The 17,137-nt window shown below is 70.7% G+C and carries 20 protein-coding genes and 1 pseudogene; 9 read left to right on the top strand and 12 right to left on the bottom strand.

Annotated elements, in window-relative coordinates; genetic code table 11:
- Positions 1 to 15: 15 nt before the first annotated feature.
- Together ACZ7OU_RS11570 and ACZ7OU_RS11565 are read right to left on the bottom strand one after the other, a co-directional pair.
- Positions 16 to 195, bottom strand: a complete 180-nt coding sequence (locus ACZ7OU_RS11570) for a hypothetical protein (protein ID WP_470255016.1) — start codon at positions 193 to 195, stop codon at positions 16 to 18.
- Complete coding sequence (locus tag ACZ7OU_RS11565) at positions 188 to 541, bottom strand: hypothetical protein (protein ID WP_470255015.1); 354 nt, start codon at positions 539 to 541, stop codon at positions 188 to 190. The genes ACZ7OU_RS11570 and ACZ7OU_RS11565 overlap by 8 nt, the downstream gene beginning before the upstream one ends.
- Positions 542 to 617: 76 nt before the next feature.
- Here ACZ7OU_RS11565 and ACZ7OU_RS11560 point away from each other — a divergent pair, with 76 nt between their 5' ends.
- Positions 618 to 1,199 (top strand): ArsR/SmtB family transcription factor, encoded by a 582-nt coding sequence (locus ACZ7OU_RS11560; protein WP_470255014.1) that lies wholly within the window; start codon positions 618 to 620, stop codon positions 1,197 to 1,199.
- Here the strand turns inward: ACZ7OU_RS11560 and ACZ7OU_RS11555 are convergent.
- The 6 genes from ACZ7OU_RS11555 to ACZ7OU_RS11530 all read right to left on the bottom strand — a co-directional run bounded on the left by ACZ7OU_RS11555 (position 1,196) and on the right by ACZ7OU_RS11530 (position 5,892).
- Positions 1,196 to 1,822 carry an alpha-ketoglutarate-dependent dioxygenase AlkB family protein gene (locus ACZ7OU_RS11555; RefSeq protein WP_470255013.1) on the bottom strand — a complete coding sequence of 209 codons (627 nt, stop codon included), beginning with the start codon at positions 1,820 to 1,822 and terminating at the stop codon, positions 1,196 to 1,198. The genes ACZ7OU_RS11560 and ACZ7OU_RS11555 overlap by 4 nt on opposite strands.
- 247 nt (positions 1,823 to 2,069) lie before the next feature.
- Positions 2,070 to 3,128 carry an alcohol dehydrogenase catalytic domain-containing protein gene (locus tag ACZ7OU_RS11550; protein ID WP_470255012.1) on the bottom strand — a complete coding sequence of 353 codons (1,059 nt, stop codon included), beginning with the start codon at positions 3,126 to 3,128 and terminating at the stop codon, positions 2,070 to 2,072.
- Positions 3,129 to 3,174: 46 nt separating this feature from the next.
- Positions 3,175 to 3,519: a transcriptional regulator gene (locus tag ACZ7OU_RS11545; RefSeq protein WP_470242025.1), complete on the bottom strand. Its 345-nt coding sequence runs from the start codon at positions 3,517 to 3,519 to the stop codon at positions 3,175 to 3,177.
- Positions 3,520 to 3,591: 72 nt separating this feature from the next.
- Positions 3,592 to 4,410: an LLM class flavin-dependent oxidoreductase gene (locus ACZ7OU_RS11540; protein ID WP_470255011.1), complete on the bottom strand. Its 819-nt coding sequence runs from the start codon at positions 4,408 to 4,410 to the stop codon at positions 3,592 to 3,594.
- A 318-nt stretch (positions 4,411 to 4,728) separates the two neighbouring features.
- Entirely contained in the window at positions 4,729 to 5,412 is a 684-nt protein-coding gene (locus ACZ7OU_RS11535; protein WP_285476768.1) for a metal-dependent transcriptional regulator, read from the bottom strand.
- Between the two features lie 39 nt (positions 5,413 to 5,451).
- Positions 5,452 to 5,892 carry a GNAT family N-acetyltransferase gene (locus ACZ7OU_RS11530; RefSeq protein WP_364622494.1) on the bottom strand — a complete coding sequence of 147 codons (441 nt, stop codon included), beginning with the start codon at positions 5,890 to 5,892 and terminating at the stop codon, positions 5,452 to 5,454.
- A gap of 55 nt (positions 5,893 to 5,947) precedes the next feature.
- Between ACZ7OU_RS11530 and ACZ7OU_RS11525 the strand changes: the two genes are divergently transcribed.
- Positions 5,948 to 6,295, top strand: a complete 348-nt coding sequence (locus ACZ7OU_RS11525; protein WP_470255010.1) for a hypothetical protein — start codon at positions 5,948 to 5,950, stop codon at positions 6,293 to 6,295.
- Between the two features lie 4 nt (positions 6,296 to 6,299).
- On the opposite strand, the gene ACZ7OU_RS11520 is transcribed toward ACZ7OU_RS11525, so the two are convergent.
- Positions 6,300 to 7,895 (bottom strand): amidohydrolase, encoded by a 1,596-nt coding sequence (locus tag ACZ7OU_RS11520; RefSeq protein WP_470255009.1) that lies wholly within the window; start codon positions 7,893 to 7,895, stop codon positions 6,300 to 6,302.
- A 47-nt stretch (positions 7,896 to 7,942) separates the two neighbouring features.
- On the opposite strand from ACZ7OU_RS11520, the gene ACZ7OU_RS11515 reads away from it, so the two are divergent.
- From ACZ7OU_RS11515 to ACZ7OU_RS11500, 4 genes are read left to right on the top strand one after another with little or no spacing between them, the layout of a single operon-like run.
- The gene (locus tag ACZ7OU_RS11515) at positions 7,943 to 8,680 is read left to right on the top strand and encodes an enoyl-CoA hydratase/isomerase family protein (RefSeq protein WP_470255008.1); all 738 of its coding nucleotides are present in this window, start codon (positions 7,943 to 7,945) and stop codon (positions 8,678 to 8,680) included.
- On the top strand, positions 8,677 to 10,200 hold the full coding sequence (locus tag ACZ7OU_RS11510) for an ATP-dependent acyl-CoA ligase (RefSeq protein WP_470255007.1): 1,524 nt from the start codon (positions 8,677 to 8,679) through the stop codon (positions 10,198 to 10,200). The genes ACZ7OU_RS11515 and ACZ7OU_RS11510 overlap by 4 nt, the downstream gene beginning before the upstream one ends.
- Positions 10,197 to 10,832 (top strand): TetR/AcrR family transcriptional regulator, encoded by a 636-nt coding sequence (locus ACZ7OU_RS11505; RefSeq protein WP_470242433.1) that lies wholly within the window; start codon positions 10,197 to 10,199, stop codon positions 10,830 to 10,832. The genes ACZ7OU_RS11510 and ACZ7OU_RS11505 overlap by 4 nt, the downstream gene beginning before the upstream one ends.
- Positions 10,833 to 10,890: 58 nt before the next feature.
- Positions 10,891 to 11,211, top strand: coding sequence for a hypothetical protein (locus tag ACZ7OU_RS11500; RefSeq protein ID WP_470242032.1), 321 nt, complete (start codon positions 10,891 to 10,893; stop codon positions 11,209 to 11,211).
- A gap of 66 nt (positions 11,212 to 11,277) precedes the next feature.
- On the opposite strand, the gene ACZ7OU_RS11495 is transcribed toward ACZ7OU_RS11500, so the two are convergent.
- Entirely contained in the window at positions 11,278 to 12,447 is a 1,170-nt protein-coding gene (locus tag ACZ7OU_RS11495) for an acyl-CoA dehydrogenase family protein (RefSeq protein ID WP_086680388.1), read from the bottom strand.
- Positions 12,448 to 12,575: 128 nt separating this feature from the next.
- Here ACZ7OU_RS11495 and ACZ7OU_RS11490 point away from each other — a divergent pair, with 128 nt between their 5' ends.
- On the top strand, positions 12,576 to 13,262 hold the full coding sequence (locus ACZ7OU_RS11490) for a 4'-phosphopantetheinyl transferase family protein (protein ID WP_470255006.1): 687 nt from the start codon (positions 12,576 to 12,578) through the stop codon (positions 13,260 to 13,262).
- Positions 13,250 to 13,450: pseudogene (locus ACZ7OU_RS11485) on the top strand (DUF6247 family protein); the annotation flags it as partial. The gene ACZ7OU_RS11490 and the pseudogene ACZ7OU_RS11485, both read left to right, overlap by 13 nt.
- A 46-nt stretch (positions 13,451 to 13,496) precedes the next feature.
- Here ACZ7OU_RS11485 and ACZ7OU_RS11480 read toward each other — a convergent pair.
- Both ACZ7OU_RS11480 and mihF read right to left on the bottom strand, forming a co-directional pair.
- Positions 13,497 to 14,648 carry an isochorismate synthase gene (locus ACZ7OU_RS11480; protein WP_470255005.1) on the bottom strand — a complete coding sequence of 384 codons (1,152 nt, stop codon included), beginning with the start codon at positions 14,646 to 14,648 and terminating at the stop codon, positions 13,497 to 13,499.
- 82 nt (positions 14,649 to 14,730) lie between these two features.
- On the bottom strand, positions 14,731 to 15,042 hold the full coding sequence (mihF, locus tag ACZ7OU_RS11475; protein ID WP_026468624.1) for an integration host factor, actinobacterial type: 312 nt from the start codon (positions 15,040 to 15,042) through the stop codon (positions 14,731 to 14,733).
- Positions 15,043 to 15,477: 435 nt separating this feature from the next.
- On the opposite strand from mihF, the gene ACZ7OU_RS11470 reads away from it, so the two are divergent.
- Positions 15,478 to 17,106: a long-chain fatty acid--CoA ligase gene (locus ACZ7OU_RS11470; RefSeq protein ID WP_470255004.1), complete on the top strand. Its 1,629-nt coding sequence runs from the start codon at positions 15,478 to 15,480 to the stop codon at positions 17,104 to 17,106.
- The last annotated feature ends 31 nt before the right edge of the window (positions 17,107 to 17,137 follow it).

The raw sequence follows: 17,137 nt of genomic DNA, 5'->3' as shown, positions 1-17,137 counted from the left end.
GTGAGAAACAGTGTTCTAACCCTGTTTCTCACTCACGACCACCAGCAGCCAGACGACGTTCGTGAGGGCGATCGCGACCCACAACGGCCACAGGCGCGGGCTCCGCGGCCGGCCCGGCTCGGCCAGGTAGGCGTCCAGGGCCTCGGCGACCTGGTCGTCGATCTCGTCGCGCAACCGCGGGCTCAGCTCAGACATGCGCCGGCACCGGCCGCGGGACCGCCACCGACAGGCACGCCAGTGCCAGCGGGACCTCCAGACCGGCCATGAGCAGCGAAAACCCGACGTCGCTGCCGGCCGTGACGACGTCGAACCAGGCGTCGGTGAGCAGCAGCGTGGCCGTGCCGATGGCGGCGAACGGCATCCGCGGGTCGTCGCGCCCGAGCAGCCACGCCGTGAGCAGCAGGCCGATCGCCTCGGCCGCGTCGAAGCCCGTCCAGGCCAGCCGCCAGTGCTGAGCCGCGTAGACGTCCGGCAGCGTCGTCCCCAGTACCGCGATCCACGGCAGCAGGCACAGGCCCGCCGCCCAGAAGAGTCTTTTCATCGAGAACCCCCGTTCGCCGACCACGGTAGCGATTGCAGAGATTCTTTGCAAACATTCTCTGTAGTACGCTCCGACCATGGTCGAACGTCCCGAACGGCGCGTCCTCACCGGCGCGGATCTCAAGACCTTCTACAAGGCCCTGGCCAACCCCGTGCGCCGCGACATCCTGTCCTACCTGGGCAAACACGGCGAGGCGAACTCGACGAGCGTCGCGAAGGCCCTCGGCGAGAGCACGGGGACGACCAGCTACCACCTCCGCAAGCTCGCCGACCTCGACCTCATCGCGGAGATCGAAGACCGCGGAGACGGCCGCGAACGCTGGTGGAAGTCGCTGATGAAGGACATCTACACCCCGCCCGGCCTGGAGATGACGCCGGACGAGCGCGAGGCCGCGCGCAAGCTCGGCACGCTCAAGATGAGCCACGACCTCGGCCTGGTCGCGCGGGCGTACGCGGGCTACGACGATGCGAAGGGCTGGACCCAGATCTACCGCGGCGGCCTGACGCTGACGAAGGAGCAGATCACGTCGTTCGTCGAGGAGTACCAGACCCTGCTCTGGAAGTACGTCACCGAGCCGGGCCACCACCCGCCGGGCTCGCGCGCGGTCGCCGTCCGGCTGATCGTGGTGCCGGACGAGGAAGAGTCCACAGAGGACTAGAGACCCGAGACCCGCAGCGTGATGTTCAGCCGCCCGGTCAGGCCCAGCGCCGGGTCGGCCGTGCCCGCCAGGGTCTTCGGCACGCCGTGGTAGGCGAACCGGGACGGGCCGCCGAACACGAAGACATCGCCCGAGTGCAGTTCGACGTCGGTGTACGGCTTGCCGCGCGACTCGGTGTTGCCGAAGCGGAACACGCACGTGTCGCCGAGGCTGAACGACACCACGGGCGCCGAGCTCCGCTCGTCCTTGTCCTGGTGCTGCCCCATCTTCGTCTTCGCGGCGTAGAAGTTGACCAGCGCGGTGTCCGGCTCGTAGCCGTCGGCCGGCTCGCCGTACGCGTCCGCGAGCGCGCGGCGGCCGAGGTCGCCGAGCCAGTCCGGGAACGGCAGCACCGGCTTGCCCTCGTCGGTCGTGCGCGAGTAGCCGTTCGGGTACCAGTGCCAGCCGAGGCAGACGGTCTTGACCGACATGACGCCGCCGTTGGGGTACGTCGTGTGGCGGTAGCCGGGCCAGCCGCGGCAGGCGGCGACGAGCTCGCGCTGTTCGTCGAAGCCGAGCCAGTCGGGCACGTGCACGGCGCCGGGCGCGAGTTCGGCGCGCGGGCGCGGCAGGAGGGCGTCCATCACCTCGATTGTGCCGGAGACTCCCGCCGCACACGTTCGGTGATCGTCGACGGGACGACGTGGTGACCGCGGAACGTCACGCCGGACCTGGTGAACAGCCGCAGGAGACGTCCCAATGGACCAACGGGACGCTCCTGCGGCCGGATCCCCTCGCTTTGGGCCACCATCGCTAGACAGTCGCACACCTGAATGTCACAAGCCAGCGTGGATCAGCTACGAACCGGTCACTTGACCTCGCCGACGCGGATCAGTCACGAAACGTCACGACGGTGACGCCCGCCTGAGCCGGCACCGGGTCGTTCATCGCGGCCAGCGCGGCCGGGACGTCGTCGAGGCCGATCCGGCGCCCGATCAGCGCGGCGAGGTCGATCCCCGCCGTCTCGACGACCCGCAGCAGCTCCGGGTACTCGTGCGCGGGGAGCCCGTGGATGCCGACCAGCTCCAGCTCGCCGCCGATGACCCGGTGCATCGGGATCGGCGCGACGCCCTGCGCGGGCGGCATCAGCCCGGCCTGGACGTGCCGGCCGCGCTTGCGGAGGCTGCCCACGGACGCCGCGCAGGTCGACGGAGCGCCGAGGCAGTCGAGCGAGACGTGCGTGCCGCCGCCGGTCAGCTCGCGCACGTGCGCGGCGACGGCTTCCGGGCCGTCGAAGGCCGACGAGTCGACGGTGAGCGCGGCGCCGGACTTCGCCGCCAGGGCCAGCGCGGCCGGCGAGACGTCGACCGCGACGACCTTCGCGCCCGCCGCGACGGCCAGCAGGACCGCGGAGATCCCGACGCCGCCGCAGCCGTACACCGAAACCCACTGCCCCGCGGTGACGCGCCCCTGCCGCAGGACCGCGCGGAACGCCGTGCCGAACCGGCAGCCGAGCGCGGCGGCTTCGGCGGCGCCGAGCGAGTCCGGCAGCGCGACGAGGTTCGTCTCGGCGTGCTCGATGGCGACGCGCTCGGCGAAGGACCCCCAGTGGGTGGCGCCGGGCTGGAACTCGCGGTCGCAGATCTGCTGGTCACCGCGGGCGCACTGGGGGCACGTGCCGCAGGCGCAGACGAACGGCACGGTGACGCGCGCGCCGAGCTCCCACCCGCGCACGCCCGCGCCGAGCGCGACGACGCGGCCGGCCAGCTCGTGCCCGGCGACGTGCGGCAGCGTCACCGCGGTGTCGTGGCCCTGCCACGTGTGCCAGTCGCTGCGGCAGACGCCGGTGGCGTCGACCTCGATCACCGCGCCGCCGGGCGGTGCGACCGGTTCCGGTACCTCCCGCACGACCGGCGGGACGCGGAACTCCTCCATGACCACAGCTCGCATGGTCCGAGCCTACGTGCTCACCTGAGCGGTTTTCCGTTGGTACCGCTCAATTGAGCGGCGGCGGCTGCGCGTGGAAGCGCGTTCGTCCCCGCGGCGGCCCGAGGAGCTTGCTGAGCGCGCCGTCCGGCACGTTCAGGATGTCCTCGAGATTCCGCAAGGCCTCCAACGACTCCGCCCGTTCGGGCCGGCACCGCCCCGACTGCCAGTGGCTGAGGGTGGCCAGGCTGACCGTGGTTCCCCTGCCGCGCAAGCGATAGCGGATCCGATCGAGCCCGAGCCCGCGGGCCCGGATCGCCGCCCGCAGGGCCACGTCGAACGGCCCCGCGGCGAGCAACTGGCTCAGCTCCGCCTGTTCCCCCCGGTCGATGGTGCGTGTTCGCTGACCGGTCATCACAACGCTCCGAAGCACTCCCGAGTACGAAAATTGGAGCGTAGGCCCAGCTTCGCAAGATCGGAAGGGCCCTCACCCACCTGCGAGCCGCACCTTCTCCGCGATCGCGGCGAACGGTTCCGCGTAGCCCGAGTTGATCGTGACGTAGGAAATCCCCCACCGCTCCCGCCAGCCGAGAAGCCTTTCCGCCGCTTGACCTGGATCAGCGGGCAGCACGGTGACGGCACCGGCGGCGGCGAGCTCCGGGACGTCGACCCCGGCCCACCGCGCGATTCCGGGCGACGGCGCGTCCCCGACGGCCATGAGGTTCAGCCCGAGTTCGATGTCCGGCAACCTTTCGTCAGCAAGCTTACGGAATCGATCCACAATGGACTCGGCTTCGGCTTCGGTGGTCTTCGGCATCCAAGTGAAGCTGACGGTGTCGGCTTCTTGCGCGGCGAGCGCCAGCATTTTCGGCCCACCGGCGGCGAGCACCAGCCGAGGACGGTCGACCGATCGTTTGAGGTGCGCGATCGTCTCCGCCATCCGTGTGATGCGCTCACCCGGTTCGCCGAACTCCCGGCCGAGGGCCTCGGTGTGCGCCTTCGCACCGGGCCGCCCCACCCCGAGCCCGAGTTCGAACCGGCCCCCGGTCAGCCGGTGCAGGGTCTGGACCTGCCAGTCGAGGGCCTTGGCATCCCGGAAGGGATCGGCGAGCACGAAGGTGCCGACGGTGAGGTCCAGGGTGACCGCGGCGGCGGCCCCGAGCAGCACGAAGGGATCAGCCTGACCGACGGGATCGGTGGCGAGCAGGGTGTCGAAGCCGAGCTTCTCGACCCGTTCAGCCTGGGCAGTCCACGAAACGAGGTCAGGCGCATGACCGGCGACGACACCGAAGCGGAAGGGTTTCATGCCAGCCATGGTCGAGGTGATGGGCCGGTCACCACATCCGCTTCACGACGTCACTCGCGCGTACGCACCCTGACGTCATCACGGACTTGGTTACGACGGCTACTCCGACCTGAGCAATGGCTCGCAGGTCACCCCTCGCGAACGAAAGCGCAGAGCCGTGGCCACCACGGAACCGCACCGGACTCGCAGCGAACCGACGCAGAGACGAAGATCGTCGACGGGATGTGGGTGCGCAAGTTCACCTTCACGTTCGCCGATGTGCCGAGCGCTGAACGCTAGCGGTTCACGTCGGCAACAGGTCGCCGGCGCGGGGCGGGCTCAGCGCAGGGTGACCGACAGGGCCTGAGCGATCTCCTTGCCGATGGCGTGCGTGGCCACCTCCGGTGGCGAACCCACCTTCACCACCATCGGTCCCCCGAACGGCTGGCGCTCGACGACCTCGATGCGTTCGCCCAGGTTGATCGCGTGCTCCGTCAGGTACCGCAGCAGCTCCGGGTCCGTGTCCCAGACCCGGACGATCTCGCCGACCGCGCCCGGCTCGAGGTCGTCCAGGATGCGGACCGAGAGCTCCTCGACGCTGCCGTCGGCGGCCGGGATCGGGTCGCCGTGGGGGTCGCGGACCGGGTTGCCCAGCTTGGCCGCGATGCGCTCGACCAGCCGGTCCGACACCGCGTGCTCCAGCGCGTCCGCCTCCGCGTGGACCTCGTCCCACGTGTAGCCGAGCTCGGACACCAGGTACGTCTCGATCAGCCGGTGCCGCCGCAGCACCGAGCGCGCCAGGAGGCGGCCGTCGGCGGTGAGCTCGATCCCGCGGTAGGGCACGTGGGTGACCAGCCCGAGCTGGGACAGCTTCGTGACCATCCCCGACGCCGAGGACGGGCTGACCTCCAGCCGGCCGGCGAGCGAGGTGTTCGTGACCGCCTCGCCCCGCTCGACCAGCCCGTAGATCACCCGGACGTAGTCCTCGACGGACGAGGACCTCCGGACCGAACCATCTCCCATGCCGCATACTTTACGGTGCTACGTACTTTCTCGTGAAAGTCACGGCCGCCAGCGGTAGCGGATCCAGCCTGGTACGGGCTCGGCGCCCAGCTGCGCGTAGAACGCCTCGCCTTTCTCGTTGCCCGCCTGCATGTCCCACTCGACCCGCCCGGTGGTGCGGGTGCGCAGCTCGTCGAGCAGCTCGCCGCCGAGGCCGTGGCGCCGGTGGGCGGGGCGGACGAACAGGTCGTCGAGCCAGATCCCCGGCCGGGCCTCCCACGTGGAGAAGTTCCAGCTGCAGAACGCGAAGCCGGCGACGGTCCCGGGCTCGCCGGGCGGGGTCGCGATCAGCACCCACGCCTTGGGATCGGGCCCGAACAGGTGACCGCTCATCTCGGCGCGGTCGAGCTTGAGGTCGTGGTTGTCCTCGTAGACGGCGTGCTCCTCGATGAGCGCGCAGATTTCCTCGATGTCTTCGAAGACGGCGTCCCGGACGGGCATCGTGCCTCCCGTTTCTGTCGGTGGTGGTCGTTACGGTCGTGGTCGGAGGTGGTCGATGTCACCGGAGGAGAGGTTCGAGGACCTGGTCGAGCGGTTCACCGGACGGCCGGGCATCACGCCACCCGGCGCGACCGGTGGGTTCGGCCGCACCGCCCTGCGCGCGGACGGGCGCATCTTCGCGATGTTCGTCCGCGGGGAGCTGGTGCTCAAGCTGCCCAAGGCGAGGGTGGACGAGCTGGTCGACGGCGGACACGGGGTGCGCTTCGACGCCAACAAGGGCACCCCGATGAAGGAGTGGCTGGCACTGGACGATGCGTCGCCGCGGCCGTGGGGCGAGCTGGCCGAGGAGGCGCTGGAGTTCGTGGCGGCCGCGCCGAAGTCACGTCGCGCCGGGAAGCGGTGATGCCTCACGACAGCTGAGCCTGGTAACGCAGTTCGCCGCCGACGGCCGTGCCTTGCACGCGCACGTCGTCCAAAGCGGACTCGTCCAGCGGCGACCCCGAAAGCACGGCGAAGTCGGCGAGCTTCCCGGGCTCGAGCGTGCCCAGATCGCGCTCCGCGAAGGTCGCGTACGCCGAGCCGTACGTGTACGCGCGCAACGCCTCCTCCGGCGTCAGCGCCTCTTCGGGCGAGAAGGGCGCTCCGGACGCCGTCCGCCGGCGCACCATGTCGGCCAGGGCGAGCAGTGGAGCGCCGTCGACGACCGGGCGGTCCGAAGACGCGGGAAGCACGCAACCCGCGTCGAGGACGCTTCGCAGCCGGTAGCACCACGGCACGCGAGACTCGCCGAGAGCGGCGCGCATGCCGTCGCCGAGCTCGTTGACGAAGCGGCCCTGCGGCGAAGCGAGCAACCCCAGCGAAGCGAGCCGAGGCAGCTCCGCGGGCTGAAGCACCGCGCAGTGCTCGATGCGGTGACGGTGGTCCGTACGCGGCGAAGCGGCCAACGCGGCTTCGTACGCGTCGAGCACGACGGTGATCGCGCGGTCGCCGATCGCGTGCGTCGCGATCTGCCAGCCCGCCTCGTGCGCACGGCGGATCGTGCGAGCCAGCTCATCCTCCGGGACCTGGAAGTACCCCCGGTTGTCCGGCTCGCCGTCGAACGGCTCGTGCATCGCGCAGGTGCGCCCGACCAGCGAACCGTCCGCGAACAGCTTCATCGGGCCGACGCGCAGCCACTCGTCGCCGAGACCGGTGCGCAGGCCCAGGTCGAGGCCGAACCCGGCACCGTCGGGCAGGTCGTGCAGCACGCTCGCGGCGACCATCACCGTGGTCCGGACGCGCAGCACGCCGGACTCGCGCGCCTCCTGGTAGGCGGCCAGCTCCGCGGGCGTCTCGCCGACCAGCCCGCCGCCGATCCCGGCCTCCTGGACGCTGGTGATGCCCTCCGACAGGTACCGCTCGGACGCCCGGCCCAGCCCGCGCACGACACGCGAAACCGGCGTCGGGTACGTCAGCGGCCGCAGCAGCAGCTGGGCCTGCTCGCGCAGCAGCCCGGTCGGTGAGCCGTCGGACGAGAGCACGACGTCGCCGCCGACCGGCACGTTCGCCAGGTCCAGCTGGTCGAGGACGGCCGAGTTCACCACGGTCATGTGCCCGGACGTGTGCTTCAGCCGCACCAGCATCCCGGGCGCGGCGCGGTCCAGGCCGTGCCGGTCCGGGTGCCCGCCGGCGAGCTTGTTCTGGTCGTACCCGCTCCCGACCACCCAGCTCCCGGCCGGCAGGGTCGCGGCCCGCGCGGCGACGGCGTCGTAGACCTCCTCGACGCTGCGGCAGCCGCCCAGCGCGACGTCGTCGAGGCCCATCCCGAACCACGCCATGTGGTTGTGCGCGTCGTGGAAGCCGGGCACGACGAACCCGCCGCCGAGGTCGACGCGGGAACGCGCGGACAACTCCAGAGCATCGTCCCCGAGCGCGACCACCCGGCCGTGCAGGACAGCAAGGGCGCTGGTCATGCCCGCACCCGTCCACACTGTGGCGTTCTCGTAGACCGCATCAACCCGCATGACGCCAAAGGCTATCGATCGATCGATCGAACGTCTAGCATCGGCGCATGCCCACCGTGGAGTTCGCCGTCGAGGACGGCATCGCGCACATCCGGCTGAACCGGCCCGAGCGGCTGAACGCGGTCGCCGCCGTCCTGGTCGACGACTTCCTCACCGCTCTCGACAACGCCGCGCGCAGCGACGCCCGCGTCGTCGTGCTGTCCGGCACCGGCCGCGCCTTCTGCGCCGGCCACGACCTCAAGGAACCCACCCCCGCGGGTGACTCCCGGGCGCGGCTCGACCGGCTCCAGGACGTCACGCGGCGGCTGCGCGCGCTGCGTCAGCCGGTGATCGCGGCGGTGCATGGCTACGCGATCGGCGCCGGCGCGGAGTTCGCGCTCGGCTGCGACCTGATCCTGGCCGCCGAAGACGCCGTCTTCGCGTTCCCCGAGGTCTCGCTGGGCCTGAGCGTCACCGGCGCGGCGTCGCGGCTGCTGCCGCTGCTCGTCGGCCCGCTCAAGGCGAAGGAGCTCCTGCTGCTCGGCGAGCGCTTCGACGGCCGGAAGGCCGCGGAGCTGGGCATGGTCAACGCCGCCGTGCCCGCCGAGCGGCTCCAGGCCGAGGCGCTCAGCTGGGCGAAGCGGATCGCCGGGCACCCGCCGGCGGCCGCGGCGATGGCGAAGCGCGTCCTCGACGCTCCGATCGACGTCGAGCCGGCGCTCGAGCTCGAGGTCAGCCACGCCCTCATCACCGAAACCTCGGCCGCGGTCGCCGCGTCCACGGAGGCTTTCCGGAGCCGGACGTGACGCCGCTCACCGACGTCGGCACGCTGGCGCAGCTCGTGACGCGGGCCGCGCGGCTGTGGCCCGAGCGCACGGCGTGGGTGTTCGACGAAACCGGCCGGCGGTTCACCTTCGCCGACGTCGACCGACGCAGTTCCGAAACAGCCGCGGCACTGGCCGAGCGCGGGATCGGCGCCGGCGACCGGGTCGCGGTGATGCTGCGCAACCAGCCCGAGTTCCCGCTGATCTGGCTGGCGCTGGCCAAGATCGGCGCGATCCTGGTGCCGGTCAACACGAACTACCGCGAGTTCGACGGCGCCCACGTCCTCCGCCATTCCGGCGCGCGGCTCGTGGTCGCCGCAGCGGAGTTCACCGACCTGCTCGGCCGGATCGGGCTGACCGAAGTCATCACCCCGGACCAGCTCGACGCCGGCGGCGCGCCGCCGGATTTCACGCCGGTGCCGGAACTGCCGGTCAACATCCAGTACACGTCCGGCACCACCGGTGCACCCAAGGGCTGCGTCCTGCCGAACCGGTACTGGACGACCCTGTCCGTCGGCCTCGCCACCGACTTCCCGGCCGTCGGTGAGGACGACGTCATCCTGACCGCGCAGCCGTTCCACTACATCGATCCACAGTGGAACGTCGCGTTGGGACTCGCCGCCGGCGCCACCCTCGTCGTGCTGGACCGGTTCCACCCGAGCACGTTCTGGGCGAAGGTCCGCGAGCACGGCGTCACCTGGTTCTACTGCCTCGGCCTGATGCCGACGCTGCTGCTGCGACAGGAGCCATCGGAGGCCGACCGCGACCACCGCGTCCGCGCGATCTGCGCGTCCGCGATCCCGCACGAGCTGCACACCGAGCTCGAGGCGCGCTGGGGTGCGCCGTGGTACGAGGCGTTCGGGATGACCGAGACCGGCGGCGACATCCGGATGACGGCGGTCGACCACGACGAGACCGTCGGCACCGGCTGCATCGGACGGCCGAGCCGCGACCGCGAGGCGATGATCGCCGGTGAGGACGGGAAGCCGTTGCCGCGCGGGGAAACCGGCGAGCTGCTGCTCCGCGGGATCGGGCTGATGCACGGCTACCACGACGATCCCGAGGCGACGGCGAAGGCGTTCCGCGACGGCTGGTTCCACACCGGCGACCTCGCGCGGATGGACGACGCCGGCCGCGTCTACTACATCGGGCGCACGAAGGACATGATCCGCCGCAGCGGCGAGAACGTCTCCGCCGACGAGGTCGAGCGCGCGCTGCTGCTGCACCCCTCGGTCAAGCTGGCGGCCGTCGTGGCGGTGCCCGACGAACTGCGCGGCGAGGAGATCAAGGCGTACGTGGTGTGCGACGGCGAGCGTCCGGAGCCGGCCACCCTGGCGGAGTTCTGCGCGGAAAAGCTGGCCTACTTCAAGGTTCCGCGCTTCTGGGCGTTCGCCGACGGACTGCCGATGACGCCGTCCGAGCGCGTCGCCAAGGGCGAGCTGCGGAAGGTCGCCGACCCGCGCGCCGGGTCGTGGGACGCGAAGGCGGCGGCATGGCTGTGACCAGCCGGGAGCGCGTCCGCGCGGCGGCGGTGAAGCTGTTCGCCACCAAGGGTTTCCACGGCACCGGCATCCGGGATCTGGCGCAGGAGGCGGAACTTTCCTCGGCGAGCCTCTACCACTACATGGGCACCAAGGAGGATCTGCTCGCCGAGATCATGCACACGGCGCTGAACCGCCTGCTGGACGCGGCCCGCGAAGCGACGGCCGGCAGTGCGGACCCGGTGCACCGGCTGCGCACCCTCGTCGTGCTGCACGTGCTCGCGCACGCGGTCGGCCCGGCGGAAACCCGGGTGGTGGACAACGAAGTCGACGTGCTTTCGCCGGCGGCACGCGAGCCGGTGGTGGCATTGCGGGACGCGTACGAACACCTGTGGGCGGCGGCGATCGAAGAAGGCGTGGCGGCCGGGGTGTTCCACACCGAACACCCGGCCGTGACCCGGCTCGCGCTGCTGGAGATGTGCAGCGGCGTGGCGAGGTGGTATTCACCACGAGGTCCGCTGGCACTGGACCAGCTCGCCGAGCACTACGCGGAGCTGGTGTCGAGGGCCCTGGGCTGCGCGTCTCCGCCCGGCGTGGCCGACTTGCGGCGCTGCCGGGAAATCGTCGCGAAAGAGTGGGGCATGTCCGTTTAGCGGCGCTTTTACCTGTGTACGCCTTGCCCAGACGGCGTGCGTGGGGGACGCTCGAAGGGTGACTGAGGAAACGATCCAACTGGAACTGGACGACTCGGGTCTCGCGCCGGGCCTCCCGGCGCCGGCACACCCCCGCGATCAGGTGCAGGATGTCCCCTATCGCCCCGTCGAGTTCCGCGATGACGATCTCCCCACCGCCCTGGAGCGGTGCTCGAAGTGGCTACGGCAGGCGCAGGAGTGGCTCGGCGAGCCGGTCGACGTCCTGGCCATCCACCTCGACTACGACGACCGCCAGGGTTCGCCGTACTACGACGTGAAGCTCTTGTGCAACGAAGAGGACCTGGCCGGCGTCCCGATCGCCATCCGCGACAAGAAGTAACCACTGGTACCGCCGAGGCCACCTCCCGGATGTCCGGGAGGTGGCCTCGTTCGCGTCGCGGGGACCTCAGCCGAGCACGCCGCCGACCTTCACGTGTCCCTTGAGCAGGTTGCGCGCGATGGTGCGGCGCTGGATCTCGTCGGTGCCTTCGTAGATGCGCAGCAGCCGCAGCTCGCGGTACCAGCGCTCGACCGGCAGCTCGCGCGTGTAGCCCATGCCGCCGTGGATCTGCAGGACGCGGTCGACGATTTCGTTGGCCTTCTGGCCGCCGTAGAGCTTCGCCATCGACTGCGCGTGCCGCGAGTCGACGCCCTGGTCGACCTGCCAGGCGGCGTTGAGCACCAGCCAGCGCAGCGCTTCCAGCTCGACACCGGAGTCGGCGATCATCCACTGGATGGCCTGGCGTTCCGCGATCTTCTGCCCGAACGTCTCGCGCGTGTTGGCGTGCTCGATGGCCATCGAGATCAGCCGCTCGCACGAACCGATCGCACGCGCCGGCAGGAGGTAGCGGCCCTGGCCGATCCACTGCATGGCGAGCTCGAAGCCGCGGCCCTCCTCGCCGAGGATCTGCGTCTCGGGCACGCGGACGTCCTGGAAGATCAGCGAAGCCGGGCCCCACTCGCCCATGGTGTCGATGTACTCGGACTTCCAGCCGGCCTCGCGGTCGACGAGGAAGCACGTGACGCCGCCGTTCGCGCCCTTCTCCGGGTCGGTGATGGCGAAGACCATCGTGAAGTCGGCTTCGTTGCCACCGGTGATGAAGGTCTTCTCGCCGTTGATGATCCAGTCGGTGCCGTCCTTGCGGGCGGTGGTCCGGATGGCCTTGGCGTCCGACCCGGCGCCCGGCTCGGTGATCGCGAAGCACGACTTGCGCTCGCCCGAGATGGTCGGCAGCAGGTAGGTCTGCTTCTGCTCCTCGTTGGCGTGGAACAGGATGTTGTCCGCGGCGCCGCCGAAGCGGAACGGCACGAAGGTGCGGCCGAGCTCGGCCTCCAGGAGCGCGGCCATCACGGCGGACAGGCCCATGCCGCCGTACTCCTCCGGCGTGAAGACGCCCCAGAAGCCGGACTCCTTCGCCTTCAGCTGGAGGTCCTTCAGCTCCTCGCCGGTCAGCCCGGGCTGGTGGGCGCGCTCGCGCCGGAGGACTTCCTGCTCGAGCGGGATCAGCTCCCGCTGGACGAACGTGCGGACCCAGTCGCGCACTTCACGTTCTTCGGTGCTGAGTGAGAAATCCATCCGAGCTGCTCCTCCGACACTGGCTAAGCGCTTGCTTAGCTCAGGGTACCTCGTGAGAGCGTGATTACCCCAGACCTGTCCCCGAATTCGTGACAACCGCTTCGGCGCCCGGAAGGATCGGCGGGGTGATGGAGATCGTGGTCCGCTGGTCGTCCCCGCTGCCCGCCGAAGAGCGTTTCCTGCGCCTGCTGGACGACGTCGAGCAAGGCCGGTTCGAGGCGTACCGGCAGGACGCGGACAAGCGGCGCTTCCTCACCGGCCGCGTGCTGGCGAAGACGGTGGCGGCGGAGCGGCTCGGCGTCCCGGTGGACTCGGTGAAGTTCGACGCGACCTGCGAAGACTGCGGAAAGCCGCACGGCAGGCCGCGGATCCCGGGCGCGGACCTGACGCTGTCGATCTCCCACTCGGGCGAGCTGATCGGCGTGGCGGCGACCCCGTCGGTCCCGGTGGGCCTGGACGTCGAGACGGCCGGCCGTCGCGCGGACGACGGTTTGATCGAGTACGCCCTGAGCCCCGCCGAGACGGCGCATCTGGCGGGCCTGACCGACGAGGAGAAGGCGGCGGCGTTCTTCGTCTACTGGACGCGCAAGGAAGCCGTGATGAAGGCCACGGGCAAGGGCCTGCGCATCCCGCTGAAGAGCATCACGTTCTCCCGCTACGACGAACCGGCCCGGCTGGTCTCGTCGGGAGACCCGGCACTGGACCCGGCGACGACCCGCCTGGTGGACCTGAAGGCGGCAGACGGCTACCGGGCGGCCATCGCGGTCCTGACCACCGACGAGCTGTCGGTGACCGAGGAGCTCTGGGTCCCCTAGACGCGGTAGTCACCGGCGGCGCTCCGGGCGCGGGCGTTGCTCCCCGCGGACGCACCCCGATTCGGCCAGGACTTCCCCGGCGTGCCCTCGATGTCGCCCGGGAAACGCTGAGCCTCACCGACCTCGTCGAAACGCCGGAATCGTGGCAGCGGATCGCTCGGAGCACCCAGGCCGACCCGGCCGCGCACCGGCGCGTGGTCCAGGCGGCCGAACACGCCGAGTCCTCCGGGTCCCCTAGACGCTGTCCTCCAGGCCCATCGCGCTCAGCAGCGTGCGGAACTTCGCCGTCGTCTCGTCCAGCTCCGCCTGCGGGTCCGAAGCCGGGACGATGCCGCCGCCCGCGTACAGGCGCATCGACGTCGACGCGATCTCGGCGCAGCGGATCGCCACCGCCCACTCGCCGTCGCCCGCGGCGTCGACCCAGCCGACCGCTCCCGCGTAGTAGTCGCGGTCGAACGGCTCCAGCTCCTGGACCAGCTCGCGCGCTCCCTCGGTCGGGGTGCCGCAGATCGCCGGGGTCGGATGCAACGCCGCCGCGAGGTCGAGCGCCGTCACGTCCGGGTCGGCCAGCTCGCCCGTGATCGGGGTGCGCAGGTGCCAGATCGCCGGGGTCGTGACCAGCTCCGGCTCCGCCGGGACCTCGAGGGTCCGGCAGAACGGCCGCAGCGCCTCGACCAGGTAGTCGATCACCACCGCGTGCTCCAGCTGGTCCTTGCGGGACGCCCGCAGCGCCTCGCCGTTGGCGCGGTCGGCCACCGGGTCGGCCAAGCGGGGCATCGAGCCCGCGTGGGGCGATGAGAAGACCGTGCGGCCGGTGCGGCGGAGCAGCAGCTCGGGCGTGGCGCCGATGAGCGAGCGTCCGCCGGGCAGCTCGGCCGCGTACGTGAAGTGCCGGGGGTTCCCGACCGCCAGGTTGCGCACGATGCTCTCGGCGGACACCGGCAGGTCGAACTCCAGGTCGAGCGCACGGGCCAGGACGGCTTTGCGCAGGTCACGCGCTTCCAGAGCAGCCACCGCGGCGCGCACGGCCTCCATGTGCCGCGCCGGCGAAGGCACCGCACGCACCCGCACGGGCGCCGGCAGGACCTCACGCGGCAGCGACGGCGCCCCTTCCGACCGGTGGACGGTCCGGGGCACGACGAGGTGGCCCGGCACCTTCGTGTCGGGCCCGGTGTCGAACGGGAGGACGCCGACGGCCAGCGGGGCACCGGTCTCGGCCAGCACGCCGGGGATCACCGAGGCGAGCCGGCGGGGGTCCGTCTCGGTGACGGTCCGGATGGTGCCCTGCGCCAGGAGCGCGCGCGAGGCCGTCGTGAACAAGAAGTCGCCACGCTGGTAGCGGGCGGCGAGGTCGAGTGCCGGGGTCGCCGGATCAGGTGAGCTCACCTCACCAGCGTCCCAGGCTTCGGGAGATCCGCGAGGGGAGTGTCACGAGCGACACTCCCCTCGCGGGAGCTCCTGATGACGGCTACTTGAGCGCGTCGATGAGCGCCTCGCGCTGGCGCTCGCCCAGGCCGGCGGCGCGCCGGTCCGGGTCGATGCCGGCCTGCTCGAGCAGGGCGGCGACCTTCACCGCGCCGAGACCGGGGACGGCCTTCAGCAGCTGGGTGACCTTCGTCTTCCCGATGGTCTTGTTCTCCTTGGCCTGCTTGAGCACCTTTTCGATGCTCTCCTTGCCGGACTTGATCGACGCGAGCAGCTCCGAACGCGCCTTGCGAGCCTCGGCGGCCTTGGCCAAGGCGTCAGCGCGCTGCTCCGGAGTCAACGTAGGCAGAGCCAACGTAGTAGTCCTTTCCTCTCAGGTCTCCGCTTTCGCGGCCGACGGCTTTTCGACGTGCTTGCTGATGCAAGCGCTGGCCAGCCGTCTCTTACCACGGCCCCAGTAAACGCCACCGGCTTCACGGCCGTGCAACCGACACGCACTTATTACCCCCCGAGGTGATACCGGGCAACCCGCTCCGGCCTGCGGAAACGCTCCCAAGAACCGGCCGGCGTGGCTCAACTCACCCGGAAGGGGAGCCTCCGTTACAGCGTGCATTTACTTGCATATAAGGAAAGGGCGGAAAATTGATGATCATGATCACCGTCCGGTTGTCGCCCGATCGCGGGACGACCGTGACCGAACGGAGCCGTTGTTGACCATGCCCGCTTCACCCGATCCGCACTAGAGTCGGCCCAACCCCAGTTCACCGGCGAACAACCCCCGGGAGCGACCATGTTGAGCACCATGCAGGACGGCCAGCTGTCGCTGGCGAACCTGCTCCGCCACGGCACGTCGGTGCACTCGGCGAGCGAAGTCATCACCTGGACCGGTTCAGAAGCCCGCCGCGAGAGCTACGGCGAGCTCGGCAAGCACGCCGCGCGGCTCGCGAACGCGCTCCGGAGCCTCGGCGTGACCGGCGACCAGCGCGTCGGCACGTTCATGTGGAACAACGCCGAGCACCTGGCGGCCTACCTGGCCGTCCCGGCGATGGGCGCCGTGCTGCACACCCTGAACATCCGCCTGTTCCCCGAGCAGCTGACGTTCGTCGCCAACCACGCCGAGGACCAGGTCGTCATCGTCGACGGCACGCTGGTCCCGCTGCTGGCCAAGCAGCTACCGGAGTTCAAGACGGTCCGGCACGTCATCGTGGCCAACGGCGACGCGGCGGCGCTTCAAGCACCGGACGGCGTCCAGGTGCACTCCTACGCCGACCTGCTGGCCGGCCAGCCGGACACCTTCGACTGGCCGGAGATCGACGAGCGGTCCGCGGCCGCGATGTGTTACACCTCGGGCACGACGGGTGACCCCAAGGGCGTCGTCTACTCGCACCGGTCGATCTGGCTGCACTCGATGCAGGTCTGCATGAGCGACAGCATGAACCTCGCCCAGCACGACAAGGCGCTGGCGATCGTGCCGCAGTTCCACGCGATGGCGTGGGGCCTGCCGTACGCGGCGCTGATGGTCGGCGCGTCCCTGGTCATGCCGGACCGGTTCCTCCAGCCGGCCCCGCTCGCCGCGCTCCTGGCCGCCGAGAAGCCGACGTTCGCCGGCGCGGTCCCGACCGTCTGGCAGGGCCTGCTCGCCCACCTCGAAGCGAACCCGCAGGACATCTCGCACCTGCGCGAGGTCGTCGTCGGCGGGTCGGCGGTGCCGCCGTCGCTGATGCACGCGTTCCAGGAGAAGCACAAGGTCTCGATCCTGCACGCCTGGGGCATGACGGAGACGTCGCCGCTGGGCAGCGTCGCGCGACCGCCGGCGTCCGCGACCGGCGACGAGGCCTGGCGCTACCGCTACACGCAGGGCCGCTTCCCGGCGGCCGTCACCGCGCGGCTGATCGACGACGACGGCGCGGTGCTGCCCTGGGACAACGAGGCCGTCGGCGAGCTCGAGGTCCAGGGCCCCTGGATCGCGGGCGCGTACTACGGCGGCGACCAGGTCGACCCGGACAAGTTCCACGACGGGTGGCTGCGCACGGGTGACGTCGGCAAGATCAGCGCGGACGGCTACCTCACGCTGACCGACCGTGCCAAGGACGTCATCAAGTCCGGCGGCGAGTGGATCTCTTCGGTCGACCTGGAGAACCAGGTCATGGGCCACCCGGCGGTGGCCGAGGCCGCGGTCGTCGGCATCCCCGACGAGAAGTGGGACGAGCGGCCGCTGGTCGCCGTCGTGCTCAAGGAAGGCCAGACGGCCACGCCCGAGGAGCTGCGCGACTTCCTCAGCGACAAGGTCGCGAAGTGGCAGCTGCCGGAGAACTGGACGTTCGTGGACGAAGTGCCCAAGACGAGCGTCGGCAAGTTCGACAAGAAGCGGATCCGCGCGTCCTACTCCGAGGGAAAGCTCGACATCGCCCAGCTCTAACGGGTAAATCTCCGGCGAGTCTTCACGCTCG

Source organism: Amycolatopsis sp. NPDC114505 (genome assembly GCF_055633615.1).
Note: the sequence above shows the minus strand (reverse complement) of the source record. Positions and strands in the feature narration are given on the sequence as shown.

Excerpts from the sequence above, each read along its gene's own strand:
- ACZ7OU_RS11570 (WP_470255016.1), bottom strand. The coding sequence starts at position 195 with ATGTCTGAGCTGAGCCCGCGGTTGCGCGACGAGATCGACGACCAGGTC.
- ACZ7OU_RS11565 (WP_470255015.1), bottom strand. The coding sequence starts at position 541 with ATGAAAAGACTCTTCTGGGCGGCGGGCCTGTGCCTGCTGCCGTGGATC.
- ACZ7OU_RS11560 (WP_470255014.1), top strand. The coding sequence starts at position 618 with ATGGTCGAACGTCCCGAACGGCGCGTCCTCACCGGCGCGGATCTCAAG.
- ACZ7OU_RS11555 (WP_470255013.1), bottom strand. The coding sequence starts at position 1,822 with ATGGACGCCCTCCTGCCGCGCCCGCGCGCCGAACTCGCGCCCGGCGCC.
- ACZ7OU_RS11550 (WP_470255012.1), bottom strand. The coding sequence starts at position 3,128 with ATGCGAGCTGTGGTCATGGAGGAGTTCCGCGTCCCGCCGGTCGTGCGG.
- ACZ7OU_RS11545 (WP_470242025.1), bottom strand. The coding sequence starts at position 3,519 with ATGACCGGTCAGCGAACACGCACCATCGACCGGGGGGAACAGGCGGAG.
- ACZ7OU_RS11540 (WP_470255011.1), bottom strand. The coding sequence starts at position 4,410 with ATGAAACCCTTCCGCTTCGGTGTCGTCGCCGGTCATGCGCCTGACCTC.
- ACZ7OU_RS11535 (WP_285476768.1), bottom strand. The coding sequence starts at position 5,412 with ATGGGAGATGGTTCGGTCCGGAGGTCCTCGTCCGTCGAGGACTACGTC.
- ACZ7OU_RS11530 (WP_364622494.1), bottom strand. The coding sequence starts at position 5,892 with ATGCCCGTCCGGGACGCCGTCTTCGAAGACATCGAGGAAATCTGCGCG.
- ACZ7OU_RS11525 (WP_470255010.1), top strand. The coding sequence starts at position 5,948 with ATGTCACCGGAGGAGAGGTTCGAGGACCTGGTCGAGCGGTTCACCGGA.
- ACZ7OU_RS11520 (WP_470255009.1), bottom strand. The coding sequence starts at position 7,895 with ATGCGGGTTGATGCGGTCTACGAGAACGCCACAGTGTGGACGGGTGCG.
- ACZ7OU_RS11515 (WP_470255008.1), top strand. The coding sequence starts at position 7,943 with ATGCCCACCGTGGAGTTCGCCGTCGAGGACGGCATCGCGCACATCCGG.
- ACZ7OU_RS11495 (WP_086680388.1), bottom strand. The coding sequence starts at position 12,447 with ATGGATTTCTCACTCAGCACCGAAGAACGTGAAGTGCGCGACTGGGTC.
- ACZ7OU_RS11490 (WP_470255006.1), top strand. The coding sequence starts at position 12,576 with ATGGAGATCGTGGTCCGCTGGTCGTCCCCGCTGCCCGCCGAAGAGCGT.
- ACZ7OU_RS11470 (WP_470255004.1), top strand. The coding sequence starts at position 15,478 with ATGTTGAGCACCATGCAGGACGGCCAGCTGTCGCTGGCGAACCTGCTC.